This is a genomic window from Pseudomonas sp. BR20 (assembly GCF_050780135.1).
Lineage (GTDB): Bacteria > Pseudomonadota > Gammaproteobacteria > Pseudomonadales > Pseudomonadaceae > Aquipseudomonas.
Genome location: NZ_CP172012.1, coordinates 4,002,526 through 4,027,581, shown reverse-complemented (window position 1 = coordinate 4,027,581; position 25,056 = coordinate 4,002,526). Strand labels below are relative to the sequence as shown.

27 protein-coding genes and 2 pseudogenes are annotated in these 25,056 nt (G+C 60.0%); 17 read left to right on the top strand and 12 right to left on the bottom strand.

Going from position 1 to position 25,056, the window contains the following annotated elements:
* Positions 1-17: 17 nt before the first annotated feature.
* Positions 18-188, top strand: a complete 171-nt coding sequence (locus tag ACHPFG_RS18395; protein WP_131700715.1) for a metallothionein — start codon at positions 18-20, stop codon at positions 186-188.
* A 45-nt stretch (positions 189-233) separates the two neighbouring features.
* Here ACHPFG_RS18395 and ACHPFG_RS18390 read toward each other — a convergent pair whose 3' ends face one another.
* Both ACHPFG_RS18390 and ACHPFG_RS18385 read right to left on the bottom strand, forming a co-directional pair.
* Positions 234-497, bottom strand: coding sequence for a hypothetical protein (locus ACHPFG_RS18390; protein ID WP_145337223.1), 264 nt, complete (start codon positions 495-497; stop codon positions 234-236).
* Between the two features lie 16 nt (positions 498-513).
* Positions 514-756, bottom strand: a complete 243-nt coding sequence (locus ACHPFG_RS18385) for a DUF6555 family protein (RefSeq protein WP_131700717.1) — start codon at positions 754-756, stop codon at positions 514-516.
* Positions 757-873: 117 nt separating this feature from the next.
* Between ACHPFG_RS18385 and ACHPFG_RS18380 the strand changes: the two genes are divergently transcribed.
* From ACHPFG_RS18380 to ACHPFG_RS18370, 3 genes are all read left to right on the top strand, one after another.
* Entirely contained in the window at positions 874-1,650 is a 777-nt protein-coding gene (locus ACHPFG_RS18380) for an AraC family transcriptional regulator (RefSeq protein ID WP_431703493.1), read from the top strand.
* Positions 1,651-1,719: 69 nt separating this feature from the next.
* Positions 1,720-1,893 carry a DUF1427 family protein gene (locus tag ACHPFG_RS18375; RefSeq protein ID WP_431700077.1) on the top strand — a complete coding sequence of 58 codons (174 nt, stop codon included), beginning with the start codon at positions 1,720-1,722 and terminating at the stop codon, positions 1,891-1,893.
* Positions 1,894-1,923: 30 nt separating this feature from the next.
* A complete protein-coding gene (locus tag ACHPFG_RS18370; protein ID WP_431700076.1) occupies positions 1,924-2,883 on the top strand; it encodes a quinone oxidoreductase family protein in 960 nt (319 codons plus the stop codon).
* A 16-nt stretch (positions 2,884-2,899) separates the two neighbouring features.
* Here the strand turns inward: ACHPFG_RS18370 and ACHPFG_RS18365 are convergent, their stop codons facing one another.
* The 3 genes from ACHPFG_RS18365 to ACHPFG_RS18355 form a co-directional block, all read right to left on the bottom strand.
* A complete protein-coding gene (locus tag ACHPFG_RS18365; protein ID WP_431700075.1) occupies positions 2,900-3,928 on the bottom strand; it encodes a purine-nucleoside phosphorylase in 1,029 nt (342 codons plus the stop codon).
* 14 nt (positions 3,929-3,942) lie between these two features.
* Positions 3,943-4,890 carry a nucleoside-specific channel-forming protein Tsx gene (locus ACHPFG_RS18360; RefSeq protein WP_431700074.1) on the bottom strand — a complete coding sequence of 316 codons (948 nt, stop codon included), beginning with the start codon at positions 4,888-4,890 and terminating at the stop codon, positions 3,943-3,945.
* Between the two features lie 155 nt (positions 4,891-5,045).
* Entirely contained in the window at positions 5,046-5,984 is a 939-nt protein-coding gene (locus ACHPFG_RS18355) for a helix-turn-helix domain-containing protein (protein WP_431700073.1), read from the bottom strand.
* 211 nt (positions 5,985-6,195) lie between these two features.
* On the opposite strand from ACHPFG_RS18355, the gene ACHPFG_RS18350 reads away from it, so the two are divergent.
* Both ACHPFG_RS18350 and ACHPFG_RS18345 read left to right on the top strand, forming a co-directional pair.
* Entirely contained in the window at positions 6,196-7,506 is a 1,311-nt protein-coding gene (locus ACHPFG_RS18350; protein WP_431700072.1) for an ABC transporter substrate-binding protein, read from the top strand.
* Positions 7,507-7,527: 21 nt separating this feature from the next.
* Positions 7,528-8,301 carry an L-iditol 2-dehydrogenase gene (locus tag ACHPFG_RS18345; RefSeq protein ID WP_408013016.1) on the top strand — a complete coding sequence of 258 codons (774 nt, stop codon included), beginning with the start codon at positions 7,528-7,530 and terminating at the stop codon, positions 8,299-8,301.
* Between the two features lie 192 nt (positions 8,302-8,493).
* On the opposite strand, the gene ACHPFG_RS18340 is transcribed toward ACHPFG_RS18345, so the two are convergent.
* Together ACHPFG_RS18340 and ACHPFG_RS18335 are read right to left on the bottom strand one after the other, a co-directional pair.
* Entirely contained in the window at positions 8,494-9,120 is a 627-nt protein-coding gene (locus tag ACHPFG_RS18340; RefSeq protein ID WP_431700071.1) for a DUF1349 domain-containing protein, read from the bottom strand.
* A 101-nt stretch (positions 9,121-9,221) separates the two neighbouring features.
* Positions 9,222-9,458 carry a hypothetical protein gene (locus ACHPFG_RS18335; protein WP_408013014.1) on the bottom strand — a complete coding sequence of 79 codons (237 nt, stop codon included), beginning with the start codon at positions 9,456-9,458 and terminating at the stop codon, positions 9,222-9,224.
* 225 nt (positions 9,459-9,683) lie between these two features.
* On the opposite strand from ACHPFG_RS18335, the gene ACHPFG_RS18330 reads away from it, so the two are divergent.
* A complete protein-coding gene (locus tag ACHPFG_RS18330; protein WP_431700070.1) occupies positions 9,684-10,466 on the top strand; it encodes a DUF4253 domain-containing protein in 783 nt (260 codons plus the stop codon).
* A 192-nt stretch (positions 10,467-10,658) separates the two neighbouring features.
* Here ACHPFG_RS18330 and ACHPFG_RS18325 read toward each other — a convergent pair whose 3' ends face one another.
* Positions 10,659-11,351 carry an NUDIX hydrolase gene (locus tag ACHPFG_RS18325; protein ID WP_431700069.1) on the bottom strand — a complete coding sequence of 231 codons (693 nt, stop codon included), beginning with the start codon at positions 11,349-11,351 and terminating at the stop codon, positions 10,659-10,661.
* Positions 11,352-11,497: 146 nt separating this feature from the next.
* On the opposite strand from ACHPFG_RS18325, the gene ACHPFG_RS18320 reads away from it, so the two are divergent.
* From ACHPFG_RS18320 to nadE, 3 genes are read left to right on the top strand one after another with little or no spacing between them, the layout of a single operon-like run.
* Positions 11,498-12,145 (top strand): nicotinamidase, encoded by a 648-nt coding sequence (locus ACHPFG_RS18320; RefSeq protein ID WP_431700068.1) that lies wholly within the window; start codon positions 11,498-11,500, stop codon positions 12,143-12,145.
* Positions 12,146-12,156: 11 nt separating this feature from the next.
* Complete coding sequence (gene pncB, locus ACHPFG_RS18315; RefSeq protein WP_431700067.1) at positions 12,157-13,374, top strand: nicotinate phosphoribosyltransferase; 1,218 nt, start codon at positions 12,157-12,159, stop codon at positions 13,372-13,374.
* Position 13,375: 1 nt separating this feature from the next.
* Complete coding sequence (nadE, locus tag ACHPFG_RS18310; RefSeq protein ID WP_431700066.1) at positions 13,376-14,188, top strand: ammonia-dependent NAD(+) synthetase; 813 nt, start codon at positions 13,376-13,378, stop codon at positions 14,186-14,188.
* On the opposite strand, the gene ACHPFG_RS18305 is transcribed toward nadE, so the two are convergent.
* On the bottom strand, positions 14,178-14,666 hold the full coding sequence (locus ACHPFG_RS18305) for an Hcp family type VI secretion system effector (RefSeq protein ID WP_431700065.1): 489 nt from the start codon (positions 14,664-14,666) through the stop codon (positions 14,178-14,180). The two genes, nadE and ACHPFG_RS18305, sit on opposite strands and share 11 nt — an antisense overlap.
* 185 nt (positions 14,667-14,851) lie before the next feature.
* On the opposite strand from ACHPFG_RS18305, the gene ACHPFG_RS18300 reads away from it, so the two are divergent.
* Both ACHPFG_RS18300 and ACHPFG_RS18295 read left to right on the top strand, forming a co-directional pair.
* Positions 14,852-15,766 (top strand): NAD synthetase, encoded by a 915-nt coding sequence (locus ACHPFG_RS18300; RefSeq protein WP_431700064.1) that lies wholly within the window; start codon positions 14,852-14,854, stop codon positions 15,764-15,766.
* Between the two features lie 8 nt (positions 15,767-15,774).
* Positions 15,775-16,239 carry a hypothetical protein gene (locus ACHPFG_RS18295; RefSeq protein ID WP_431700063.1) on the top strand — a complete coding sequence of 155 codons (465 nt, stop codon included), beginning with the start codon at positions 15,775-15,777 and terminating at the stop codon, positions 16,237-16,239.
* A gap of 42 nt (positions 16,240-16,281) precedes the next feature.
* Here ACHPFG_RS18295 and ACHPFG_RS18290 read toward each other — a convergent pair.
* A pseudogene (locus tag ACHPFG_RS18290) lies at positions 16,282-16,524 on the bottom strand (ABC transporter substrate-binding protein); the annotation flags it as partial.
* 31 nt (positions 16,525-16,555) lie between these two features.
* On the opposite strand from ACHPFG_RS18290, the pseudogene ACHPFG_RS18285 reads away from it, so the two are divergent.
* Positions 16,556-16,657 (top strand): annotated as a pseudogene (locus tag ACHPFG_RS18285) (IclR family transcriptional regulator); the annotation flags it as partial.
* Between the two features lie 9 nt (positions 16,658-16,666).
* Here ACHPFG_RS18285 and ACHPFG_RS18280 read toward each other — a convergent pair.
* Complete coding sequence (locus tag ACHPFG_RS18280) at positions 16,667-17,332, bottom strand: response regulator (RefSeq protein WP_131700164.1); 666 nt, start codon at positions 17,330-17,332, stop codon at positions 16,667-16,669.
* Positions 17,307-20,690, bottom strand: a complete 3,384-nt coding sequence (locus tag ACHPFG_RS18275) for an ATP-binding protein (protein ID WP_431700062.1) — start codon at positions 20,688-20,690, stop codon at positions 17,307-17,309. The genes ACHPFG_RS18280 and ACHPFG_RS18275 overlap by 26 nt, the downstream gene beginning before the upstream one ends.
* A 215-nt stretch (positions 20,691-20,905) precedes the next feature.
* Here ACHPFG_RS18275 and urtA point away from each other — a divergent pair, with 215 nt between their 5' ends.
* The 4 genes from urtA to urtD all read left to right on the top strand — a co-directional run bounded on the left by urtA (position 20,906) and on the right by urtD (position 25,052).
* Positions 20,906-22,114 carry an urea ABC transporter substrate-binding protein gene (gene urtA / locus ACHPFG_RS18270; RefSeq protein ID WP_431700061.1) on the top strand — a complete coding sequence of 403 codons (1,209 nt, stop codon included), beginning with the start codon at positions 20,906-20,908 and terminating at the stop codon, positions 22,112-22,114.
* Positions 22,115-22,217: 103 nt separating this feature from the next.
* Entirely contained in the window at positions 22,218-23,135 is a 918-nt protein-coding gene (urtB, locus tag ACHPFG_RS18265; RefSeq protein WP_431700060.1) for an urea ABC transporter permease subunit UrtB, read from the top strand.
* A 10-nt stretch (positions 23,136-23,145) separates the two neighbouring features.
* Complete coding sequence (gene urtC / locus ACHPFG_RS18260; protein ID WP_145337229.1) at positions 23,146-24,297, top strand: urea ABC transporter permease subunit UrtC; 1,152 nt, start codon at positions 23,146-23,148, stop codon at positions 24,295-24,297.
* Positions 24,294-25,052, top strand: a complete 759-nt coding sequence (gene urtD, locus ACHPFG_RS18255) for an urea ABC transporter ATP-binding protein UrtD (RefSeq protein WP_431700059.1) — start codon at positions 24,294-24,296, stop codon at positions 25,050-25,052. Before urtC ends, urtD begins: the two co-directional genes overlap by 4 nt.
* Positions 25,053-25,056: the final 4 nt, after the last annotated feature.

The window sequence follows — 25,056 nt, the reverse complement described above, 5'->3', positions numbered from 1 at the left end:
GAAGAAGGAGTCTGGCCATGCCTGATCAAACCTGTGCCTGCCCACATTGCAAGTGTGTGCTGGGCGTCGATGCGGTAATGAAGGACGGTAAGGGCTATTGCTGCCAGGGCTGTGCCGAGCACCATGCCCATGGCGAGCCTTGTTCGGCTGCAACGGGGTGCGAGTGCGCCAAGTCGGCCAAAGGCTGAATACGTTCGCAGGGAGCCTGAAATAGTGGGCTCCCTGCGTATCGATTATTGGGGTTCCAGCTCCAGGCGCAGGCTGTGGTCGGACAAATGCCGGCTGTCTTTTACCACGCCGCTGGTTCGCCGACCTTCGAGTGCCAGCACCAGGGTTTGCGCATCATGCAAATCGTCCGGCAACGGCTGGAACACCTTCAGCACCAGCCAGCCGGGTTTGTGCTGCACGCTCACCTGGCACTCGACATGCTTGGCCAATGGCCCGAACAACGTGTCCCGGGTGTAATCGATGCGCGCTTTGCCGTTGATTGAATCCATGCTCATTTCTCCTTGATCAAGCCTGGGCGCGCACATCCGAGCGGCGCCATTGCACGTTTTTTATGCCGAATTTCTCGGCCTGTTCCTGGCTGGTCTTCTTCACCTGCTCGCGGGCGAAGCGGCCGATACGGCCCACGCCAGCGTCACAGCTTGCCCAATGCCAGGCCTCCAAGGTATCCAGCTTTTCAAGACGAATAATGAATGACTTGGCTTCGCCATGGAGGGTGTAGTCGATCACAAACAGTTTTGCGTTATTCATTGGCCCATCAACCCTGGTGGTGTAAACAAGTGATCGCCCCAGGCGGCAAAAATTCACTCGGATTGTCGAGCGGTGGTCATTACCATGACGGCTTACCCATCGATAGACGTGCACCTCATGGCCCTGGCCGCGCCCCCCGACCTCAGTGATCACGCTGTCCCCGTGCAACCCCTGGCACGCACGTACCCGCGTGGCTTGTATGTGGAGCCCCATCGCCACGACTGGGGCCAATTGCTCTATGCCATGAGCGGCGTGATGTGGGTCGAGACGCCTCGTGAAGCCCTGGTGGTGCCGCCCCAGCGTGCGGTCTGGCTGCCGCCGGGCGTGGAGCACGGCATCCGGGTGGTGTCGGATTTGCAGATGCGCAATATCTACTTGCGCCCGGCCTTGGCGGCGACATTGGACAGCCAGGTGCAGGTGATTGAAGTCGGTGGGCTGCTGCGCGAATTGGTCGTCACGCTGGTGGAGCAGGGCGACCGCGGTGACGCGGGGTATTACGACGCGGTGGTCGGCCTGGCCCTGCTGGAGTTGCGCCGGGCACGCCGCTCGCAGATCCGTATCGCCATGCCGGTGGAGGCCGATCGCCGGCTGATCAGCGCGTGCCAGGCGGTGATGGCCGCGCCTTCGTTGGACATCCCTTTCGAGCAGCATGCTGAAGCGGCCGGTGCCAGCGTGCGCACCTTGGCGCGGTTGTTCCAGCACCACCTGGGCATGGGCTTTGCCGAATGGCGTCGCCAGGTGCAATTGGCCACGGCGGTGGCCGAGTTGATCCAGGGCCAGTCGGTCAGCGCTATTGCGCGGTCCCTGGGCTATTCGCCGAGCAGTTTCAGCGACATGTTCCGGCGTGAACTGGGGATGGCGCCTTCTCAGTATGTGAGTTGGCCGAAATCCTGAAGCGTTTGGCCGATGCTGCCGGGATGGGCTTCCTACACTAAGCCCATCAAATCACCAGGCGCTGCCCCCATGAGTTACCTGATCTCCCTTGTCATTGGCCTCTCTGTCGGCGTGATCTACGGCGCACTGGACTTCCGCTCGCCCGCACCACCCGCCATTGCGCTGGTGGGCCTGATGGGCATGCTGCTCGGCGAAAAACTCTGGCCCATGGGCCGGCAGTTGGTCAGCGGTTGGTTGTCCTGATTCCTTTTCTCCCTTCGATGGATACTGGCAATGAAAGCACTGCAATTTTCCGCCACTGGCGACCTCACCGCCCTGAGCTTCGTCGACGTCGCCAAGCCGGTGCCGGCCGCCGATGAAGTGCTGGTACAGATCAAGGCTGCGGGCCTCAATCCCAGCGATGTGAAGAACGTACTCGGGCGTTTCCCCTACACCAGCGTGCCGCGCATACCGGGCCGCGACTTTGCCGGCGTGGTTGTGCAAGGTCCGCAGGCGCTGGTGGGGCAGGAGGTCTGGGGCACCGGTCGCGACCTGGGCTTTTTCGCCGACGGTTCCCACGCCCAGTACCTCACCGTCTCGGCCAAAGGCGTGGCGCATAAACCCGCCCACCTGAGTTTTGCCCAGGCCGCCAGCCTGGGTGTGCCGTACACCACCGCCTGGGATGCGCTGGCGCGCAGTGGCGTGGGCAAAGGCACGCGATTGCTGGTGATCGGCGCCAATGGCGCGGTGGGCAGTGCGGCATTGGCCTTGGGGAGGGTTCTTGGTGCGCAGGTGTTGGCGGCGGTGCGCAAGGCTGACCAGGTCGAGGTGTTGCAGGCGCAAGGGGTCGACGCGATTGCGTTGGGCAAGCCCGAAGCGCTGGGCGCGCAGGTCAATGCGGTATTCAAGGGTGGCGCCGATGTGATCTTCGACACCACCGGTTTCTGGCTGCCGGCGGCCGTGGCGGGCCTGGCGCCGTTCGGTCGCATCGCGATCATTGCCGCGCCGGTGGACGGCCACGTGCAACTGCCGGCCCTGGCCCTGTATCGCAAGGGCGGCTCGGTGGTGGGGATCAATTCATTGCTCTACAACTGTGAACAGTGCGCGGTGATGCTGGAGCAGTTCGGGCGTTTCTTCGATGAGGGCCTGCTGCCGCTGCCGACCGGCCTGCGCGAAGTGGCGCTGGCCGATGGCGTGCAGTGCTATGAGGACGTGAATCAAGGCAGTGCGGACAAGATCATTTTGCTGCCTTGACACATTCTGATGTGCACTAGGCTTCTGGGACGCCTTTTTCCCATGCCGACCAGTTCTTGAGGATCGCCTGTACCAGCGGGTTACCCGTGCGGTACAGGTTTTCCAACGCCGGTACGAACCCACCCTGGTCGGCGTATTTGAGCAGGTTGTCCACTTCGCTGTAGCCAGGGTACGGGCGGTCGAAGTCCGATCCGGCACGTACGACGGCCAGGCGCTGGATGTCCACCAACCCCTCACGGCTGGCGCGCAGCAAGGCCTCGTACGTGGAGTTGTCCTCCTGTTGGGTGGTGCAGTACTCGCCTTTGTTATCCGTGAGCAACTTGGTCCACACCTCGGCGCGTTCGCTCAGGCGCGTGCCGGAGAACCAGGTATTGCCCGCCAGGGTGTCGCAGCGGGTGACTTGCGGCGGTTGGTTGGCGGGTGCGGCGGGGTAGTGTTTGCGCCAGGCGGCGGACTCTTTGCTTTCCGTAAGTTCGACTGTGTGCGACAGGGCGAACGCCTTGGCCTGCAACTTGGGGTTCAGCTCAAACACTTCAGTCTTGTAGTCCAGTGGCGGCTTTTCGTTGGGGCCCTTGGTGTTGATGCCAAGGTAGCCGGTCGGCCAATCCTTGGGTGCATCCCGCGAATCCAGTTCCCACTGGGTGCCGAATTCCACCAGGTAGTGGGCCCAGGCGGCGGTGCCGATAGTGCCGTGTTTCGGGCTGATCCCGGCAATCCCGGCGATCAGGAAATAGCTCTGGCGCAGGTCGAACTTGGGCGACAAGGCCAGGGCCAGGGTGGACGCGGCAGCGTTGGTCTGGCCCATGCCGGTCACCAGCAGGCACACGTCCCGGGTGTTGCAGCGGATCACCGGGTATTCGGCGGACAGGCCCGGCACGCGCACTTCCTGCTTGAGTTCCAGGCGGTCGATCCAGGTTTGCGCCTCGGGGGCGAACATGGTGATCAGCATCACCTTGGGCTTGATGGGGGCAGCAGAAGCAGCCAGCACTACATGGGGCAGCAGCGCCAGGCCGACGGCCATGGAGAGACGGGTAAACGTATTCATCTAATACTCCTTGATCAGAATTGGTAGCCCACGCCGGCGTAATAACCCCAGCCGTCGGAGCGGGCGCGAAAGTTACCCTCGCCGAAGTTCAACTCACTGCCATCTTCCCAGTTGCCGCCGTTATGAAAATAACGACCGACCAGGGTAAAGCGCAGGTGGGTGAACGAATACAGCAGCACGTTGGTCGCCACCAGGGCGTTGGCGGTGCGCGCCGGGTTGTCCTTTTGCAGGTCCGAGCCGAAATCGTAGTTGGTGAAACCGATATAGGTCAGCGAGGCGCCGTTGTCGAACTTGCCGATGGGCACGATGTATTTCATCTGCGCGCGGTAGCCGTCCCAGGAATACTCATTGCTGGCGCCGTAGTTTTCCCACTGGTAACGCCCGTAGAAATTTGCCGACAGGTTGACCCGCGAGTGGGTGTCGATGTCGGTGCCGAGGCCGCTGTACAGGGTGTTGGCTCGGTTGGCCTTATTGCTGCCGTGGTCGTAGATCCAGTCGAACGCCACATACCATTCCTTGAACGGGCCGATGGCCAGGCTGCGTCCGGCCAGGTAGTCGATGGAGATACGCGGCTCGTGCTCCATGAAGACCGGCGAGCCATGGTCCCACGCGCCTTTGTCGTTACTGTTGCCGATGCCGAGGATCTTCGGCACGTCGATGTAGCCGTACAACTCGAAGGGCCCCTTGCGGCCGAAGTACTCGTATTCCAGGTAGACATCATCCTGGGGCTTGGGGCCGAAGCTGATGTCTTTGCTGCCGATCAGTGTCAGGTCCTGGTTGAACCATTCCGACAGATAGACGCCTTTTTTCGCCGGGCTGGCCTCAGGGCTCAGGGTTTCGCCCTGTGCTGAGTCATCGACGGGTTTTTCCTGCGCCAAAATGGGCGCGCTGAGTACTCCCGTTACGGCGGCCAGTAGCAAGGAAACACCAAAGCAGGCACGGGGCCTTGAGGTTGGGTGCATTGAAAGTCCCTATTCGTACGCGGTTTGAACCCGATTCTTCGGGTCATGGGGAACTTGGCGGTCAAGTTCGTACCGCAAACGGTTGCACAGGCTGTACCAACTTTTCTTAATGGCTTGAATGTCATGGAAAAAAGCAGAATTACTCGACCTTTTGATCAGAAATGACTGGGTGTCATTTTCTCGATGGGGTTGAACAGGTGCATCGCCGTTTCACGGCGATATTCACTGGGCGTCTGGTGCATCTCGATTCGAAAGTGCCGGTTGAAGTTGGACAGGTTGGCGTAGCCCACTTCAAAACAGATATCCGCCACCGACATCTCGCTTTGCAGCAACAACCGGCAGGCGCGTTGCACGCGGAATTTGCGCATCAGGTCGATAAATCCATGGCCCGTGTTGCGCTTGAAGAAGCGTGAGAAGCCCGGTTCGCTCATGTCCAACTGTTGGGCGATCACTGACAGGCGCACGTCGCCGGTGAGTTCGCGCATCAGGTAGTCGAAGGCCTTGTTGATGCGCTCGGCGCTGCGGGCGTCCAGGGTCGGAGCGTAACAGGGGCTGGCCAGGGCCTTTATGTGCTGCGCCGGGGCGTTTTTCAGGCAATCGAGCAGTTGCAGGAACAGGGTCAGCCGTTGCAGGCCGTGGGCGCTGCCGATGGCTTCCATCAACCGTGCGGCCTGCACGGCGGTGTCGCCACTGAATTCCAGGCCGCGCCGGGCCTGTTCGAACAACGGCTGCAAGTCGCCGAGTTCCGGCAGGGTCTGGCGCAGGGCAAGCAGGGCGGCGCCGTCGAATTGCAGCACCACGTCGCGACCGCTCAAATGTTCGCCGGGGGCCAGTTCGCCGATCCAGTCATGGGGCAGGTAGGGGCCGATCAGCGCCACATGCCCGGCACCGAACGCACCGATATAGTCGCCCGCCACCAACTTGCCGCTGCCCTGGCGAATCAAGTGGATTTCGAATTCAGGATGGTGGTTCCAGCGCGCCAGATCGTAAGGGTAGTCGTGTTCGAACCAGCGAAAGCAGTGCTGCGGCTCGGGCAGGATCACCTCAAGCTCGGCGGGGCGGTGTTCGAACAGCGTGGCGCGACTGACGGGCATGGTGATGCCTCTTCTATGGGTGCAGTCGCCTCAAAATACGCGGGTTGGCTACAGCTGCGCTACTCCCGGTTTCGCACGGCACTGATACTTTTTTGCTCCTGATGCGGCGGTTAAAAAAGTATCAGGCAGGCATGCGTCAGGCGTTTGTGAGGGCCTGGCCCAAGCTGCTGTAATCGGCCCTCAACAACAAAAACAACAGGTGGAAACCGCTATGTCCAAGATTCCGCAAGCGTTGTTCCTGCTTTCCGGCCTGGCCTTGGCCATGCCCAGCCAGGCTGCCGACACTGTGACCATCGCTACCGTCAATAACAGCGACATGATCCGCATGCAGCGTCTGTCCAAGGTGTTCGAGCAGCAGCACCCGGACATCCAGCTCAAGTGGGTGGTGCTGGAAGAAAACGTGCTGCGCCAGCGCCTCACCACCGATATCGCCACCCAGGGCGGCCAGTTCGATGTGCTCACCATCGGCACCTACGAAACCCCGCTGTGGGGCGCCAAGCACTGGCTGGAACCGCTGACCCAACTGCCGGCCGATTACGACGCCGACGATATCTTCCCCTCGGTGCGCCAGGGCCTGTCGGTCAACGGCACCTTGTATGCCTTGCCGTTCTACGGGGAAAGCACCGTCACCTACTACCGCACCGACCTGTTCAGGCAAGCCGGCCTGAGCATGCCGGCGCACCCGACCTGGACGCAGCTCGGTGAATTCGCCGCCCAGCTCACCGCCAAGGACAAAGGCCAGTACGGCATGTGCCTGCGCGGCAAGGCCGGTTGGGGCGAGAACATCGCGCTGCTGAGCACCATGGCCAACGCTTTTGGTGCGCGCTGGTTCGATGAGCAGTGGAAGCCTGAGTTGACCAGCCCCGAGTGGACCGCCGCCGCCAACTTCTACGTCAACACCCTCAAGCAATATGGGCCGCCCGGCGTGTCCAGCAACGGTTTCAACGAAACCCTGGCGCTGTTCAACAGCGGCAAGTGCGCGATCTGGGTCGATGCCAGCGTCGCCGGCTCCTTCACCACCGACATGAGTCAAAGCAAAGTCGCCGACAGCGTAGGCTTCGCCGCGGCCCCCACCGAAGTCACCGACCAAGGCTCCTCCTGGCTGTACGCCTGGTCGCTGGCGATCCCGGCCACTTCCCAGCACAAGGACGCCGCCAAGGCCTTCATCGCCTGGGCCACGTCCAAGGACTACATCCAGTTGGTCGCCGATAAAGAAGGCATCACCAACGTACCGCCCGGTACCCGCCAGTCCACCTACAACGCGGCGTACCTCAAGGCCGCACCGTTTGCCCAGGTGACCCTGGAGATGATGCAGCACGCCGACCCCGCGCACCCGTCGGCCAAACCCGTGCCGTACGTGGGCATCCAGTACGTGACCATCCCGGAGTTCCAGGCCATCGGCACATCCGTCGGCAAGCTGTTTTCGGCGGCGCTGACGGGCGGCATGTCGGTTGAGCAGGCGTTACTCCAGGCGCAGTCCACCACCGAGCGCGAAATGAAACGCGCCGGCTATCCCAAATAATGTTCAAAGGACACATGCCTTATGAAACGACTCGAAGGTAAGAGCGCGCTGATCACCGGATCGGCACGCGGGATTGGCCGCGCGTTTGCCCAGGCCTATATCCAGGAAGGCGCGACCGTCGCCATCGCCGACATCAACCTGCAACGGGCCCGGGAAACCGCCGCCGAGCTTGGTCCACAGGCGTACGCGGTAGCGATGGACGTCACCGACCAGGCTTCCATCGACAGCGCAATTGCCGCCGTGGTCGCCCAGGCCGGCAAGCTCGACATCCTGGTCAACAACGCGGCGCTGTTCGACCTGGCCCCCATCGTCGACATCAGCCGCGACAGCTTTGATCGGCTGTTCTCGATCAACGTCGCCGGCACGCTGTTCACCCTGCAAGCCGCTGCCCGGCAGATGATCAGCCAGGGGCACGGCGGCAAGATCATCAACATGGCCAGCCAGGCCGGGCGGCGCGGTGAGGCGTTGGTGGCGGTGTATTGCGCGACCAAGGCGGCGGTGATCAGCCTCACGCAATCGGCGGGGCTGAACCTGATCAAGCAAGGGATCAACGTCAACGCCATCGCCCCCGGCGTTGTCGATGGTGAGCATTGGGATGGGGTAGATGCGTTGTTTGCCAGGCATGAAGGCCTGGCGCCTGGCGAGAAGAAGCGGCGGGTGGGGGCAGAGGTGCCGTTCGGGCGGATGGGTACGGCTGAAGACCTCACCGGAATGGCGATCTTCCTGGCGTCGAAGGAGGCGGATTATGTGGTGGCCCAGACCTACAACGTCGACGGCGGCAACTGGATGAGCTAAAGCGATCCCCCATTCAAAACTGTGGGAGGGGGCTTGCCCCGGTACAGACCGGAGACATCCTTTACGTTTGAAACCGGAGACATCGTTTACATGTATTAAGCATGGCCAGGAGGTAACTGGCCATGCCATGGAATCGAGAGTCCCCGATGGATCAATAATCCATCTGCTTGACTTACCTGCTCGACATACTGGCTAGCTCAAATCATGCAGGTCTCGCCCGAGAGGCTGACTCAAAGACCATTCAGAAAACTTTACCCTCAACCCTTGCCGTTCCGGTGTGCAGCACATAGGGCCAACCGTGTAGCTTTCCGCCTCTGGAAAGGGTGCAAGCCTGAGCAATGGCCAAGTCACGCCATCCGTTGAATACTGCAAGCGTAGCGTTCCATCGGAAATGGTTAAGCGAAGCCAGAAATCATTTGGGTTACCGGTGAAGCAGCTAGGCGCCCAATCCGACTGGCCTTGGGTCAGCACGCTGCTGATCATTGGCATTCCATCGTTATATTCTATCCCCGCCTTGAGCCAAGTCTCCTCATTGAGCCTGACCATAACTCCCGCTTGATCATAGAGCTCGCGAAAGTCGGCGTTAACTCTGACCTGAGCAGTAAAGCTTCCTGAGGTTGAAAACCCTAAGAAATGTCCGCTGTCGCGTATGAATCCGTAGTGCGTTTCACGCCAGAAGTCGGTTTGGGCGTCGGTAACCACTTCCAAGGTGCCGTCAGTAAAAACTTGGCAAAGGCTCGGTTTATTCAGCCAATCAGCAGTTCGCCAAATTGACGCTTCAATGTCCTGATTGACCTCTGCAGTGTGCTTTCTCTCCATCCTGTTACCTCCACAATTTATTGGGTGGATCTGCATTGCAAACCAGTGCTTTTTCTACACTGGCTTGAAGGTCACCTACCGAGCATCGGTACAGGCTCAAATCACAGGGAGCGTAGACGTTGCCATTCATTCCAGCAGTCCTCAGCGATGAGGTCTGGATAACCACGATCTTCTTCCATTGCCAACGCTGTGCTGAAAGGTAAAGCGATGCAGGTGGATGTGTCTCGGATCTCACATACCTCAACCTCGGTAAGCGGCTCGCCTTTTTTATCCTCGGCGGCTTGCAGCACTGCCATTAGAGCCGGCACAAAGACTAGACATAGCGGATCTGTAGTCATCGGTTGCTTCCCTGAGTCGATTAGACATTGCATGGTAAGCCAGTTTTGGACATCAACATTACCTCGGAGTACGAACGTCAACGTTAGCGTAGCGTGCTGCTATGTGATGGCAGGGGAGTCAGACCCAGTCCTGTTGTCGCTTGGAGGCAGATCTTCATATGATGGTCTTGGAGCGCTTAGGATTACTCACTTAATTCAGTAACACCACGGAGTAGATCAGGGTTTATGGATATCGAATTTCGCGGTAATGGCATGCGTGATAACCCGTCTGTAGGTACATGCGATGAGTACGGCGTGAGCGGAATTACCAGCTTTGACGATCTGGCCGACGCTCGTCGTAAGATTGCTGTGGCGCATCCAGGCTTTAAACCTCTGTTTTCGCTCGATGATCTGCACCAAGCCCGCTACACCTCGGGGCATGCGCGCAACAATTTAGGGATGGACGATGCATCGGAGCAGGACATAGCCGGCTTACCTCCAGAGTGCTTCGAGAATGGTGAATACATAGGCTATCCGACTACGAAAGCGGAGTTCGCAATCTGCCTTCGCAATTTCAAAAACCTGGTTTCAGCAACGTCTTTTGAAGATGCTTGCGCTCATGGTTTGACACTCGATGAGCAGGCCCTGCAAGAGTGGATCGATTACCAGAATGACCCTGTCTCTCTTCTAGAGCAGCCTCTTTCAGCGCTCCTGGTGCCCGTTGAGCAGTCTTGCCAGGCACTCGCGGCTTTTCCGAATGGCTATTTCACGTCCGACCTGGATCCTGCGAAAAACTTCGCGGTTGCGCGTCACTTTTCAGAAGCACATGGCTATGAGTTGATGGGCGTAGGGGCTTCTTACATCGGCTTCATTCGTGCTGAAACGCCTGATACATCCCTTGCTAACGTCGTAGCCAAAGACTTCTGTGCGCTCTACAACACTAGCGATGAAGACCTACAGACACGCGTTTCTGCAGTCGCACAGGCGATCTCCGGTCGGACGCATTTGTGGCTCCGTTACGTGGAATGAGCTCTGTGAGTAGCAAAAGCTCGGCTGAATGGATGCCCGAACTTTCTGGATGCGATCAATGGACGATGGGGCAGCACCGTAGATCAGGTAACTGTCAGATCAAGTCTGAGCGCCTGCAAACGCAGAAAGCGTCAACACATGCTAGTCCAGCCCCCTCCCACATTTGAACGTCATCGCCCTTGAAAAGGGTGCTTAGTCGGCAAAACTGCGATCAAAGAAGTAAACCGCCCCAGGCTTCAGGTTCTCCACCGTCGCCTGGGGCCTGCCGCCCTCGCCATGCTTCTTGCGCCCCGTCTCGCGTAAATATCCCGCCTCCGTCAGCTTCAACAAGCGCTGGCGAATACTGGTCTTGAGCACCGGTCGTTCCAGCACCAGGGAAAAGATCGTGGTCGCCTCCGGCGCGCTGAACTCATTGCCCAGGAACATCAGCGGCAAGCTGCTGTACAGCGACTTGGAAAACAGCCGGTCCTGCACCGCCGCGACGATGCTGTTGTGGTCGAACGGCAACTTGATACTGCCATCGGCCACCGCCTTCAACGGGAACCAGCCTTGATGCTCACTCGGCGCCACCTCATCCGCGATGATCGCCAGGTAGTACGTTGACGACGACCAGCAACGCGGATCGCGAAACGCATCGCCCACCGTGCCCACTTGCTCGCTCCAGGCCAGCTCCAGGCCGACCTTGCTGCTGGCGCGCAAGCGTTCCACCGCATCCTGGAGGCTCAGATCTTGCACGCCGCCATTCACCACCACGCCCGGCAGCGCCCAATGCCCGGCGAAGGGCTCGGCTTCGCGCTTGTTCAGCAACAACTTGAGTTCCCCGGCGGCGCGGCAGTAGCACAGCACGCACAGGTCGACGGTATGGAGGTAGGGGCTAAGGGGCATGTGACGTCCTTCTGAACAGCGGTGGGGCACAGTCTAACGGATCGGACAGATATGTCATGTACTGGCTCCAGGGTAGATAACCAAATGTTTCTTGCAATGAAAGTACATGACGTGTACTTTTGTTTCCAGGCCACAGGAGAACCGCCATGACCCTTGCGAAAACTGCCATTGCTTCATTCGACGTCGATGCCCAGAAGAGCTTCACGCCGCTGTGCCCCAACGAGTTGCCGGTGGTCGGCGGTGACCAGATCGGTGCCGAACTCAACTACATGGCCAGCCTCGCCGGCCATCGCGTCGGCAGCAAGGACGCCCACACCCCGCACGCACCCTGGGTGGTCACGCAGCACAGCGAGATGCTCCAGCCCACCGGCCTGGCCCATGCCGATGTAACCTGGGTCAGCCACTGCGTACCGGGCACCGAAGGCTTTACCTTGCTCGACGAGTTGCCCACGCCCTATGACTACGACTACTTCATCTGGAAGGGCGTCGAACCCGACCTGCACCCCTATGGCGCCTGCTACCACGACCTGCACGACAAACTCTCCACCGGCGTGATCGAGTACCTCAAGGCCCAGGGCGTCAGCCGCGTGATCGTCGGCGGCCTGGCCCTGGACTACTGCGTCAAGACCACCGCCTTGCAACTGCTCAAGGCCGGCCTGGAGGTGGTCCTGCACCTGCCGGGGTGCCGGGGTATCAGCGAGGAGGGCGGCGTACAGGCCGTCAATGAGTTGCTCAAGGCCGGTGCTGTCATCAGCAGCACCCGCGAAGAACTGGCCGCGATGGCCACGCGTTAAGGAGATACACCATGGAAAGTGCCTACGACTACGAAGCCCCGGTGATCCAGGGCTTGCTCGACACCGACTACTACACCTTCACCATGATGCAGGCGGTGTTGCACCAGCACCCGAATGTCGATGTGGAATACAACTTCATCGTGCGCTCCAAGGAAAAACTTGGCCACCTGATCCCCGAACTGCGCGTCGAGCTTGAGAACATGGCTGGCCTGCAGATGCGTGAGGGCGAGTTGCGCTTTCTGTTCAACCCACGCTTTCGCGAATACCTGACCCCCGACTACGAACGCTTCCTCGGCCTGTTCCGCTTCAACCTGCGCTATATCCACGTCAGCGAAGTCGACGGCCAACTGAACATCCGCGTGGTCGGGCCGATGCTGCACTGCATCATGTTCGAGCAACCGGTACTGGCACTGGTCAGCGAACTGCGCAACCGCGCCAAATACCCCGACGTGACCCTGGAAGACGTCACCCGCAAGCTCTACCAGAAGTTCGACTGGCTGGAGAAAAACCTCAGCCGCGACGAGTTGGCCGACCTGCGCGTCTCCGACTTCTCCACGCGCCGGCGCCTGTCGTTCAAGGCCCAGCGCGAAGTGGTGGACATCATGCGCCGCGACTTCCCCGGCCAGTTCGTCGGTACCAGCAATGCGCACCTGGCTTACGAATTCGACCTGCCGCTGATCGGCACCATGGCGCACCAGTGGATGATGGTGCACCAGCAACTGGGGCGGTTGCGAGAAAGCCAGAACGCCGGCCTGGAAAACTGGGTGCGTGAATACCGCGGCCGCCTGGGCATTGCCTTGACCGACACCATCAGCACCGATTTTTTCCTCAAGGATTTCGACCTGTACTTCGCCAAGCTCTACGACGGCCTGCGCCAGGACTCCGGGGACCCCATCGCCTGGGCCGACAAGGTGCTGGCCCGCTACAAACAGCTGGGCATCGACCCGATGACCAAGGACCTGATGTTCTCCGACGGCCTGAACTTCGAAAAATGCCTGCCGATCCTGCGGCACATCCGTGGCAAGGCCAAGTTCGGTTTCGGCATGGGCACCAGCCTGGCCTGTGATGTGGAGGGCGTGGAGCCGCTGAGCATCGTCATGAAGCTGGTGCGGGTGCACGGCGAACCGGTGGTGAAGTTCTCCGATGACCCGGTGAAGAATGTCTGCGAAGACCCCTCGTTTTTGCAGTACGCAGCGAAGGTATTCAATGTTGGCAACGTGGAGGTGTGACATGCAGGAACGTATCGCGCAGGAACTCAATATCGATCGCACATTGGTCAAGGGCGGTGAGACCCGGGAAATCCAACGGCGCATTGACTTCATCAAGACCACCTTGCGCCATTCAGGCTGCAAGGCCCTGGTACTGGGGATCAGCGGCGGCGTCGATTCCCTCACCGCCGGCCGCCTGTGCCAGCTGGCGGTGGAGCAATTGCGTACCGAGGACTACGTCGCGCGCTTTATCGCCATGCGCCTGCCCTACAAGACCCAGGCCGATGAGAGCGACGCCCAGGCCTCGCTGGATTTCATCACCCCGGACCACATCGACACCCTGAACATCGCCGCCAGCGTCGACGGCCTGATGGCCAGCCTGACCGCCACCGACGCCAGCGCCGCCCAGGTCGACTTCATCAAAGGCAACGTCAAGGCCCGCACCCGCATGATCGCCCAGTACGCCGTGGCCAACCTGCACAACGGCCTGGTGGTCGGCACCGACCATGGCGCCGAAGCACTGATGGGTTTTTTCACCAAATTCGGCGACGGCGCGTGTGACCTGGCACCGCTGTCGGGCCTGACCAAGACCCAGGTGCGCCTGTTGGCCAGTGCCCTTGGCGCGCCGGCGAACCTGGTGCACAAGCAACCCACGGCCGACCTCGAGGAACTGGCGCCGGGCAAGCTGGATGAACAGGCCTATGGCTGCACGTACGAAGAGATCGATGCGTACCTGATGGGCGAGCCGGTGAGTGAGCGGGTGCGGGCGATTGTCGAGGGGGCGTACAGCAAGACAGCGCACAAGCGGGCGCTGCCTGTCGTGCCTACACCTTGATATTTTCGCGAATGTTCCAGCCGAACCGGATGGGCCCGCCATCCTTGCCGCCATCGGCTTTTTGCGGCTGGTAACTGACTTCAACCTTGGCGAAGTTAAGACTGATTTCTTCCGTGAGTACGTCATTGGTTGCCGCTGCCCGCGTGTCGTAAGTGGCAACCATGACTTCCTTCAACGTGATCACCAGATACTCCACGCTGCTGTCGCCTCCAGCCTTGCGCACCACAATGCGTGCTTCGGGGTAATGCGTGCCGGTTGCGCAGGCCATCATCAGGTTTGGCGTGGATTTATCCAGTGTCTTCTCAATCGCGATATTCGCCATATTGACCTTGCACGCGCCGCCGCCCGTACCGCTGTGCATCGAGCCGGATTGAGACAAGCTCCAACCCCAACGGGTGATATCGATTTCATCACGATGCGCCTGGTCCCTGGACTCCCCCTTGATGTCTCCAATCTTCAAAAACATATCGGTTGCCATGTTCGCTCCTTGTCTGATCGTTCGCCTGTGGTGGCGCGGGGCGTACTTTTCCTATTCCCAGGATTGACTACAAGACGCTGAGGCCACATCGGGAAGTGCCTGTCTTGAAAAAGGAAACCTTCCTACATTCCTGGCAAATATTGATTCTTTACGCTCTGCGCTCTTGTGAATTCAGGAGTAAAGGAATGGCTACCAACGTATTGAAGGACGGTTTCCCCAAGGCCCACCTCGCCACCCGTGAGCGGGTAGAAAGCAGCATTGATCTGCGTCGACTGTTTGCTGTGATCGACGCTGATCCGGAGATTGCCGGGGCAGGGGTGGTTTACCTTGACGCCCAGTTGTGGCCGTTGACGCTGCGTGAGTTTCAGCCGATTTGCAGCGTGTTGCCCAAGCGCGTGATCTTGCGGGAGATGCCGAGGTCGATGGCGCGGTTGGATTTTGTGCGGCGCTTGGAGCATGAGCCGGTGGAATCGCAACTCGTGTTTGAGGCGCTCGGGATGGGGCTCGCATGCGGCAGTGCGATTTTAGGTTGGCTTGTGGCAGTCAGTGGTACCGCTGCAATCCCATTTACTGGCGGTATCAGCTCAGTGGTTGCAGTTGTTGGCTATACGTCTGCTACGGCCAGTTTCGCTCAATGCATTGTTGGCGGGTATCGTGTGTACAACGAATTGACCGATCCCTCGAAAAATCAATCGCTGGACAGTGATCCTTGGTATCAACATGCAGCCGCTGCTCTGGACGCTGTTGCGCTTGTGGGTGCCGGCACCTCCTTCCTAACGACTGTAAAGCTAGTCAGTTTGACGAAGGCAACCACCGGCAAAGGTTGGTACCCAGTACTCAAGGGGCTTACTCGACAGGAAAGAGCAAAATTGACGAAGGAGTTGTTGAGTATTCAACATCCGCTGTTGACTTCGAAAATGATCAAGTTGAAACAGCTGGCAGGTGATTTACCCAAGCGACTGACCCCTGCGAAGCTTCGTCATGCCACGGTTACTCAGATCAAGGATGTCGTAGGCGCTTCAATGACCGTGGGAGGTAGCATTGTAAATGGCAATTTTCGAACGATTGCCGTGGGGTTATATGAGGCGTTTGAAGAATGATATTTCTAATGACTTATAAGGAACTTCTGCGTTATTTGAAACGCTATTTTCCTGTTTCTATGGGGGCACTTTTTGCTCAAGGTTTTACGATCGCCATCGGTGTTCCGATGATGATTGGCAGTTACTTTGAAGTGCTACCCGCCGGTGAGAACCTCAGGTATTCCTATTTTTCGGTACTCGGTGCGTCTTTTCTTATTGCCCACTGCAACTTCATGGTTGTCCGTGGCTATCCAGGATGGATATGGGGCCCAGTTATCTTGATGTTCTTGTGCTTGGTTGGTGTTCTACCAACCATCGCCTATCGTCCTCATAAGGTTTTCTATGTGTCAGGCATTCTGTTTCCATTGCTTGCCCTACTACTGCTCAACAGCAAACTCCACCGCGAAGCACGAAATGAGTGGGTAAAACTGCGCGAAAAACGCCAGCGCGTCGGCAGAATAATCCGTACCCAGCGCCAACGATTCCGGCGCTAGGCGCGGGCGGTTATAAGGCTTTACCGCTCAATCGACCGACTCCACCGCGCCTTCCTTGGGCCGCGCATATTCCATCGGCACGCCGAGCAGTTTCTGGGTAGCGACCTGGGTCGGGGTGAGGGGCAAGAGTGCGGTTTCGTCGGCTTGCACCGGCTCGCAGATCTTCGCCGAGCTGGCGATGTATTCCAGCACGTTGGGGCCGACGGTTTTTGGCCAGGCCTTGAAGCCGGGCTCCACGTTGGTTTCGTCGCCGCCCTGCAGGCGGTTGAACATCAGGAAACCATGGTGCCGCCGTTCATGCCCAGGTACAGCGTGGGTGCTGGAAGGCATGGCGGGCTTGGCGGTGCCGATCCTCAATCGCGATGGGCATGCGGTGGCAGCGTTGAGCGTAGCGACCATCAGTGATCGCCTGGGGCCTCACACACATTCAGATCGCTGCCAGGGCCACTGATGTGGCCGCTGTCCGAGTCTCCACACCCAACTTCACGTACACATGCTCCAGGTGTTTGTTCACCGTGCGCGGACTCAACCCCAGAATATCGCCAATATCCCGATTGGTTTTCCCGCACGCCACCCAGCGCAGCACCTCCACCTCGCGCTCGGTCAGTTGAAACCTGGCCGATAGCAGTTTTTGCGCCGGCTCGTCTTCCAGTGTCAACACGTTCGACTGCTGCGCCTTTCGCGCCGACAACAAAATCCGTGACGTGCGCAAATGCGCCGCCACCCGCGCCAAGACTTCGTCGGTCTGGATCGGCTTGGTCACGTAATCACTGCCGCCCACCTCAAAACCGCGCACCACGTGTTTGCTGTCGGTCAGCCCGGTCATGAACACCACCGGGATATCCGCGCTGGCCGGTTGGGCCTTGAGCCGGCGGCAGGTCTCGAAACCGTCCAGGCCGGGCATCATCGCGTCCAGCAGGATCAGGTCCGGACGCCGGCGTTGCACGCGGTTCAGGGCGCTCAGGCCGTCGAGGGCCACCAGCACCATGTAGCCGGCGTCGTCGAGAGCGTCGGAGAGCATCGCCAGGTTGTCGGGCGTATCGTCGACGATCAGCACCACGCCGGGTTCAGTGCTGCGGGTGAGTGCATTCATCTTCGGCCTCCTTGAGGGTTCGGTTGAGTTCATCCAGGCGGAAACCCTTGAGCAGCCCGCGAACCTTGGTAATAAAGGGTTTGGTATCGGGGCGCTGTTCAAGGATCGTGTCGAGCTTTTCGTGCAGGCCGCGCACATAGCCGATGGCGCTGAGTTCGGTAAGTGCGGCAAGGTCGTCAGGGCTGGGCAGCACACTGGGTCGCGTCGGCGGTGTCAAGCTTCTGGTGCGCCGCAGCCAGTGCAGATCCAGATGCTGTTGCAGGCGCCCGAGCAGTTCCGGGGTGCGCACCGGCTTGGCCAGGTAGTCGTTGCAGGCGGCGGCGATGCAGCGTTCGCGGTCGTCGGTAAAGGCGTTGGCGGAGATCACGATGATCGGCGCGTTCGACAGCGCATTGCGGCGGATCAGGCGGCTGGTTTCCCAGCCATCCAGGGTCGGCATCGACAGGTCCATCAGGATCAGGTCCGGCGCCAGCAACGCCACCTGGCGGATCGCATCCTGGCCATTGCTGGCCTGGATCACTTCAAACCCCAGCGGCGTCAGCATGCCGCTGAGCACTTTGCGATGGTCCACATGGTCATCCACCACCAGGATGCGTCGGCGTACTCCGTGATAACCGATGATGTCGTGCTCCACATGCACCACGGCTTGCGGCGCGCGTACTTGGGACAGGAACAAACGCACCTGGAAGCACGTGCCCTTGTCCAGCTCACTGGTCACACGCAACTCGCCACCCATCAACGAGGTGAGCATGCGCGTGATGGTCAGGCCCAGGCCCACGCCCTTGTCCTGGCGCATCAGGTCACCACGTTCGAATGGCTGGAAAATCCGCTCCAACTGTCCCGGATCGATGCCGATACCGGTGTCGATGATTTCAAAATTGGCGGTCTCGCGCCGATAACTGACCCGCAGGCACACCTCGCCGCTGTCGGTGAAATTCACCGCATTGCCGAGCAGGTTGATCAGGATCTGGCGCACGCGTTTTTCATCGCCGCGCACCACTGCCGGGATCTTGCCCACGCAGTCCAGGCGAAAGCGCAGGCCCTTGTCACGGGCCTGGGGCGTGAACATTTGCTCCAGGTCATGGATCAGCTCGGGAAAGGGGATTTCGGTGAGTTCCAGGCGCAGCTTGCCGGCCTCGATCTTGGCCACGTCGAGCAGGCCGTCGATCAGCGACAGCAGGTGCGAGCCACTGCGCAGTATGGTCGCCAGTGCGTCCTGATGCTGCTCGGGCATGGCGCTGTCGCGCTGCAGAATCTGGGTGAAGCCGAGAATGCTGTTGAGCGGCGTGCGCAGTTCATGGGACAACCCGGTGACATAGCGGCTCTTGGCGGCGTTGGCGGCTTCGGAGGCTTCCTTGGCCTGTTGCAGGGCTTGGTCGGTGAGGCTGTGGGCATCGATTTCCTGCATCAGCAGCAGGGTCTGGCGGTCGGACTCTTCCTGGGCGACGCGCCGGCTTTCGCGGGTCAGAACCACCCACCACGCGAGCACGGCGGCCAATACCGAGAGGGTGAGAAAGGCCTTGAAGAACGCCTGGTAGAGGGTTTCCGAATGGGGCAAGCCTTGGGCAGCCTGGACATAGATCAACGCCAATGCCCCCGCAAGCATCAGCACCAGTGCGAGCAATAAACCCAGGTAATGCGCCAGGCGCGTGTGCAAGCGCGGCATCAAGGTGTTGGGCAGCAACCAGCGCAACACGCCTTCGAACTGGCTGACCAGTAGCCCGTGGGGTTTGCAACGGTCGCCGCAGCGCGCATCCAGCGAGCAACACAACGAACAGATCGGCGTGCTGTAGGCTGGGCAGAACGCCATGTCGGCGGTCTCGAACGGGTTGCTGCACAGCCCGCAGACCGCGTGGGTCGCGGGCGCCACCGGATGAATCAAGTGCACTTCGCTGGTGCGCGCAATGTAGTACTTGCCCTGGGTCAGCCACGCCAACAGCGGCGCCATGATCAGTGCCGTGCCCAGCGCAACGAAGGGCGGCGCGGCCTGGGCAAGGGCGCCGAACAGGCCGAAGTGGGCGAGGATCGACAGCAATGAGGCAATCAGCATCGAGCCGACCCCCACCGGGTTGATATCGTAAAGGTGTGCGCGCTTGAACTCTATATGCCTGGGCGACAACCCCAGGGGCTTGTTGATCACCAGGTCGGCCACCAGCGTGCCGATCCAGGCAATCGCGATATTCGCGTACAGCCCCAGCACCTGGTCGATCACATCGAATACGCCCAGCTCCATCAGCATCAGCGCGATCGCCACGTTGAACACCAGCCATACCACGCGCCCGGGATGGCTGTGGGTCACGCGGGCGAAGAAGTTCGACCAGGCCAGGGAACCGGCGTAGGCGTTGGTCAGGTTGATCTTCATCTGCGAGATGAACACAAACAGCACCATGGCGCCGAGTGCCCATTCCGGTGAGCTGAACACGTAGCGGAATGCGACGAGGTACATCTGGGTCGGCTCGGCGGCGCGCTCCATGGGGATTTCGTGTTGCAGGGCCAGAAACGCGAGGAACGCGCCGGCAAACATTTTCAACGCACCGGGGATGATCCAGCCGGGGCCGGCACAGAGCAGGGCGGCCCACCAGCGTGTGCGGTTGGCGGCGGTTTTTTCCGGCAGGAAGCGCAGGTAATCGACTTGCTCGCCGATCTGCGTGACCAGTGACAGGGCCACGGTACAGGCGGCGCTGAACGCCAACAGGTTAAAGCCGCCACCATCGCCAGTGCGCCCGACGAAGCTGGTCCAGTCGCTGAAGGCGTCGGGGTTTTTCCACCCCACAAAGCCGTAGGGCAACACCAGCAACAGCAGCCAGATGGGTTGCGTCCACAGTTGCAAGCGGCTGATCAGGGTCACACCGTACGCCACCAGCGGGATCACCAGCAGTGAGCAGATCACATAGGCGATGCCCAGCGGGATATGGAAATACAGCTCCAGTGCCAAGGCCATGATCGCCGCTTCCAGGGCGAAAAACAGGAAGGTGAAGCTGGCGTAGATCAGCGAGGTGATGGTGGAACCGATATAGCCGAAGCCGGCGCCACGGGTGAGCAGGTCCATGTCCACGCCGTAGCGCGCGGCGTAATAACTGATGGGCAGGCCGGTGAGGAAGATCACCAGGCTGATGGTCAGAATCGCCCAGAAGGTGTTGGTGAAGCCGTAACTCAAGGCCAGTACGCCACCGATGGCTTCCAGCGCCAGGAACGACACCGCGCCCAAGGCGGTGTTCGCGATACGCCACTCCGACCATTTGCGAAAGGACTTGGGGGTGTAGCGCAGGGCGTAGTCTTCCATCGTCTCGTCGGCGACCCAGGTGTTGTAGTCGCGGCGGATCTTGACGATGCGCTGGGTGCCGGGAGGGGATTGCACGGTGGGTAGGCTCCGGGAAGTTGGCGTGATTACTGAGCAAGTTCTATGCCTCAGCAGACGCTGAGGACCCACATGTGAAGTCGCTCGCCACAACCTGCCTTGAAACAGTGCGCAACGGCATACGTCAAATGACGTATGCCGTTACGTCAGGCTGCGTATACCCGCGCTGGCCGGCTGCCGCCATGCTGACCTCCTCATTGCAGAGGAGTCGCCCCATGGCATCACGATTGATTCGCTCCAAACCGCTGTTGGCCCTGTCATTACTGGCGGCCGCTTTGTTCAGTCAGGGCGTGCTGGCCGATAACGAAGGCCTGGCTGTGACCCCCACCGAAGTCACCGTCGGCCAGTTGCACTCGGCCACCGGCACCATGGCGATCTCCGAGACCGGCTCGATCCAGGCCGAGCGCCTGGCCATCGAGCAGATCAATGCCTCGGGCGGGATTCTGGGACGGCAGATCAAGGTGATCCAGGAAGACGGCGCCTCCGACTGGCCGACCTTCGCCGAAAAAGCCAAGAAGCTGCTGGTCAACGACAAAGTCGCCGCCGTGTTCGGCTGCTGGACCTCGGCCTCGCGCAAAGCCGTACTGCCGATTTTCGAGAAAGAAAATGGCCTGCTCTACTACCCAACCTTCTACGAAGGCCTGGAACAGTCGAAAAACGTCATCTACACAGGGCAGGAAGCGACCCAGCAGATCCTCGCCAGCCTCGATTGGATCGCCAAGACCAAAGGCGCCAAGACCTTCTATCTGGTCGGCTCCGACTACATCTGGCCGCGCACGTCGATGAAGATCGCGCGCAAGCACATTGAAAACGTGCTGCACGGCACCGTGGTGGGCGAAGACTACTACCCGCTGGGCAACACTCAGTTCGGGTCGCTGATCAACAAGGTCAAGCTGAAGAAGCCGGACGTGGTGTTCGCCGCAGTGGTCGGCGGCTCCAACGTGGCGTTCTATAAGCAGCTCAATGCAGCAGGTGTGAATGCGTCCAAGCAGACGCTGTTGACGCTCTCGGTGACCGAAGACGAACTGCTCGGCATCGGCGGCGAAAACATGGCCGGTTTCTACGCCTCGATGAAGTACTTCCAGAGCCTGGACAACCCCAACAACAAAGCCTTCGTCGATGCGTTCAAGGCCAAGTACGGCAAGGATGCGGTGATCGGCGATGTGACCCAGGCGGCCTACCTCGGGCCATGGTTGTGGAAAGCGGCGGTGGAGAAGGCCGGCAGTTTCGACGTGGATAAAGTCGTCGCCGCGTCTCCAGGCATCGAGCTGAAAACCGCGCCGGAAGGCTACGTGAAAATCCACGAGAACCACCATCTGTGGAGCAAGTCGCGCATCGGTGAAGTACTGCCCAACGGCCAGTTCAAGGTGATCTACGAGTCGGATCTGATCGAGCCGAACCCGTTCCCCAAAGGCTACCAATAAGTAACAGGCGGACCCAGATCCACATGTGGGAGGGCAAGCCCCCTCCCGCATACAGCAAAGCCAAAGCAGACTGCATTTTATCTCTTTGTAGGAGACCATCATCATGGAATGGCTATCGGAATTTGGAGCCATCGCGGCGATGCAGGGGTTCAACGGCTTGTCCGTATTCTGCGTGCTGTTGCTGATGGCCTTGGGGCTGGCGATCATCTTCGGCCAGATGGGCGTGATCAATATGGCCCACGGTGAGTTCCTGACCATCGGCGCCTACACCACCTACGTATGTTCCAGCCTTACCGCGCACTTTGCGCCGAGCTTCCAACCTTATTACTTCTTCTTCGCCATCGCCCTGTCATTCCTGGTGGCCGGTGCCGTTGGCTGGCTGGTGGAGTGGGCGATGATCAGTCGTTTGTACAAGCGCCCGCTGGACACCTTGCTCGCCACGTGGGGCTTGTCGCTGATGATGCAGCAAACCTTCCGCTCGGTATTCGGTGCCCGCGAAGTCAGCGCCGAACCGCCGACCTGGCTGATGGGCTCGGTCAACTTCACCGACGCCATCGAAATCCCGCGCAACGGCCTGTTCATGATGGCCCTGACCCTGCTGCTGACCGCTGTGATCTTCCTGATGCTGTACCGCTCGCGCTGGGGCTTGCAAGTGCGCGCTACCGTACAGAACCGCCTGATGAGCCGCGCGGTGGGCATCAATACGCGCAAGGTCGACCGCATGACCTTTGCCCTCGGCTGCGGCGTGGCGGGCGTGGCGGGTGCGGCGTTCACCACCATCGGCTCCACGGGACCCACGGTAGGTTCGCAATACATTGTCGACACCTTCCTGGTGGTGGTGTTCGGTGGTGCGCAAAGTCTGTTTGGCACCATTGCCTCGGCGTTCGTGATCGCGCAGACCCAATCGCTGTCGGAGTTTTTCCTCAGTGGTTCGATGGCCAAGGTACTTACGTTGTCCTCGGTGATTCTGATCCTGATGCTGCGCCCGCAAGGGCTGTTCTCCATCAAAGTGCGCAAGTAGAGGCGAGCAGATGAAGGCTTTAGACAAGCTGCTGGGCGGCCAGCAAAACATGATCGGCCTCGTGCTGTTGGCGCTGCTGATCCTGGTGATATTCCCCCTGACCCTGGACGCTTTTCGCCTGAATATGGTCGGCAAGTACCTGACCTACGCGTTTGTCGCCGTGGGCCTGGTGCTGTGCTGGGGGTATGGCGGCATCCTCAGTTTGGGGCAGGGCGTATTTTTTGGGGTTGGCGGCTACTGCATGGCGATGTTTCTCAAGCTTGAGGCATCGGACCCGCAGAGCACCAGGATCCAATCCACACCGGGCATCCCTGACTTCATGGACTGGAACCAGATCACTGAGTTGCCCTGGCTGTGGCAGCCGTTCCACAGTTTCAGCTTTACCCTGGCGGCGGTGATCGCCGTGCCGGTGCTGCTGGCGTTTGTCATCGGCATGGCGCTGTTCAAGCGGCGCGTAGGCGATGTGTATTTTTCCATCGTCACCCAGGCGATTGCGCTGATCCTCACGGTGCTGATCGTCGGCCAGCAAGGCCTGACGGGTGGCGTCAATGGCGTCACCGACCTCAAGACGCTGCTCGGCTGGGACCTGCGTACCGACAGCGCGAAGATGATGTTGTACTTCATCAACGCCGGCTTGTTGTTCGGCTGCATCTTTATCGGCCGTTTCATCCTCGCGTCCAAGCTCGGTCGGCTGTTGATGGCCATGCGCGACAAGGAAGAACGCGTGCGCTTTTCCGGGTATGACGTGGCCAGCTTCAAGATCTTCGTGTTCTGCGTGGCCGCCGCGTTTTCGGCGATTGGCGGGGCGATGTTCGCCTTGCAGGTGGGCTTTATGTCGCCGTCGTTCGTGGGCATTGTGCCGTCGATCGAGATGGTTATTTTTGCGGCGGTGGGCGGGCGCATGTCGTTGCTCGGCGCGGTGTATGGCGCGCTGCTGGTGAACTACGGCAAGACCTACTTTTCCGAATCCTTCCCCGAACTGTGGCTTTACCTGATGGGCGGGCTGTTTATCGCCGTGGTCATGTACTTCCCCAACGGTTTGGCCGGCTTGTGGGACAGTCATGGGCGCCAGGCGTTGGCGAAACTGCTGCGGCGCACACCTGTGGCGAACACCCCGGTTAAAGCCAAGGCCAACACCAAGATCCTGGAGACCCAGCCATGACCGCCGTCGGCTTTGAAATGAATAAACCGGTGCTGGCCATCGAAGGCCTCACTGTCTCGTTCGACGGCTTCAAAGCCGTCGACAACCTCAACCTGTATATCGACCGCAACGAAGTGCGCGTGGTGATCGGCCCCAACGGCGCCGGCAAGACCACGGTGCTCGACCTGATCTGCGGCAAGACCCGCGCCACCAGCGGCAGTATCCAGTTCGACGGCCAGGAACTGACCAAGATGCGCGAGTACAACATCGTGCGCGCAGGGGTGGGACGCAAGTTCCAGAACCCGTCCATCTACGAAAACCTCACAGTGTTCGAGAACCTGGAGATGTCTTACCCGGCAGGTCGCAAGGTGTGGGGGGCGCTGTTTTTCAAGCGTAACCCCCAGGTGATTGCACGGGTGGAAGAGGTGGCGCGGGAGATCTTCCTTGGTGATTTGCTGCAGCAACAGGCCGACCTGCTGTCCCATGGGCAAAAGCAGTGGCTTGAGATCGGCATGCTGCTGATGCAAGACCCCGAGCTGCTGATGCTCGACGAACCGGTGGCCGGTATGAGCGTCAACGAGCGCGCGCAAACCGCCGAGCTGCTCAACCGCATCAGCCGGGGCCGTTCGGTGCTGGTGATCGAGCACGACATGGAATTTGTCAAAAGCATCGCCCACAAAGTCACGGTGCTGCACCAAGGCAAGGTGCTGGCCGAGGGCAGCATGGAGTCGGTGCAAAGCAATCCGAAAGTCATCGAAGTGTATTTGGGCCACTGAGGAA

Coding starts and splice junctions, on each gene's coding strand:
- ACHPFG_RS18395 (WP_131700715.1), top strand. CDS start 18: ATGCCTGATCAAACCTGTGCCTGCCCACATTGCAAGTGTGTGCTGGGC.
- ACHPFG_RS18345 (WP_408013016.1), top strand. CDS start 7,528: ATGAAACGACTCGAAGGTAAGAGCGCGCTGATCACCGGATCGGCACGC.
- ACHPFG_RS18330 (WP_431700070.1), top strand. CDS start 9,684: ATGGATATCGAATTTCGCGGTAATGGCATGCGTGATAACCCGTCTGTA.
- ACHPFG_RS18350 (WP_431700072.1), top strand. CDS start 6,196: ATGTCCAAGATTCCGCAAGCGTTGTTCCTGCTTTCCGGCCTGGCCTTG.
- urtB (WP_431700060.1), top strand. CDS start 22,218: ATGGAATGGCTATCGGAATTTGGAGCCATCGCGGCGATGCAGGGGTTC.
- urtC (WP_145337229.1), top strand. CDS start 23,146: ATGAAGGCTTTAGACAAGCTGCTGGGCGGCCAGCAAAACATGATCGGC.
- pncB (WP_431700067.1), top strand. CDS start 12,157: ATGGAAAGTGCCTACGACTACGAAGCCCCGGTGATCCAGGGCTTGCTC.
- urtA (WP_431700061.1), top strand. CDS start 20,906: ATGGCATCACGATTGATTCGCTCCAAACCGCTGTTGGCCCTGTCATTA.
- ACHPFG_RS18380 (WP_431703493.1), top strand. CDS start 874: ATGGCCCTGGCCGCGCCCCCCGACCTCAGTGATCACGCTGTCCCCGTG.
- ACHPFG_RS18305 (WP_431700065.1), bottom strand. CDS start 14,666: ATGGCAACCGATATGTTTTTGAAGATTGGAGACATCAAGGGGGAGTCC.
- ACHPFG_RS18390 (WP_145337223.1), bottom strand. CDS start 497: ATGGATTCAATCAACGGCAAAGCGCGCATCGATTACACCCGGGACACG.
- ACHPFG_RS18365 (WP_431700075.1), bottom strand. CDS start 3,928: ATGAATACGTTTACCCGTCTCTCCATGGCCGTCGGCCTGGCGCTGCTG.
- ACHPFG_RS18280 (WP_131700164.1), bottom strand. CDS start 17,332: ATGAATGCACTCACCCGCAGCACTGAACCCGGCGTGGTGCTGATCGTC.
- ACHPFG_RS18370 (WP_431700076.1), top strand. CDS start 1,924: ATGAAAGCACTGCAATTTTCCGCCACTGGCGACCTCACCGCCCTGAGC.
- ACHPFG_RS18335 (WP_408013014.1), bottom strand. CDS start 9,458: ATGACTACAGATCCGCTATGTCTAGTCTTTGTGCCGGCTCTAATGGCA.
- ACHPFG_RS18340 (WP_431700071.1), bottom strand. CDS start 9,120: ATGGAGAGAAAGCACACTGCAGAGGTCAATCAGGACATTGAAGCGTCA.
- nadE (WP_431700066.1), top strand. CDS start 13,376: ATGCAGGAACGTATCGCGCAGGAACTCAATATCGATCGCACATTGGTC.
- ACHPFG_RS18300 (WP_431700064.1), top strand. CDS start 14,852: ATGGCTACCAACGTATTGAAGGACGGTTTCCCCAAGGCCCACCTCGCC.
- ACHPFG_RS18360 (WP_431700074.1), bottom strand. CDS start 4,890: ATGCACCCAACCTCAAGGCCCCGTGCCTGCTTTGGTGTTTCCTTGCTA.
- ACHPFG_RS18375 (WP_431700077.1), top strand. CDS start 1,720: ATGAGTTACCTGATCTCCCTTGTCATTGGCCTCTCTGTCGGCGTGATC.
- ACHPFG_RS18295 (WP_431700063.1), top strand. CDS start 15,775: ATGACTTATAAGGAACTTCTGCGTTATTTGAAACGCTATTTTCCTGTT.
- urtD (WP_431700059.1), top strand. CDS start 24,294: ATGACCGCCGTCGGCTTTGAAATGAATAAACCGGTGCTGGCCATCGAA.
- ACHPFG_RS18385 (WP_131700717.1), bottom strand. CDS start 756: ATGAATAACGCAAAACTGTTTGTGATCGACTACACCCTCCATGGCGAA.
- ACHPFG_RS18355 (WP_431700073.1), bottom strand. CDS start 5,984: ATGCCCGTCAGTCGCGCCACGCTGTTCGAACACCGCCCCGCCGAGCTT.
- ACHPFG_RS18320 (WP_431700068.1), top strand. CDS start 11,498: ATGACCCTTGCGAAAACTGCCATTGCTTCATTCGACGTCGATGCCCAG.
- ACHPFG_RS18325 (WP_431700069.1), bottom strand. CDS start 11,351: ATGCCCCTTAGCCCCTACCTCCATACCGTCGACCTGTGCGTGCTGTGC.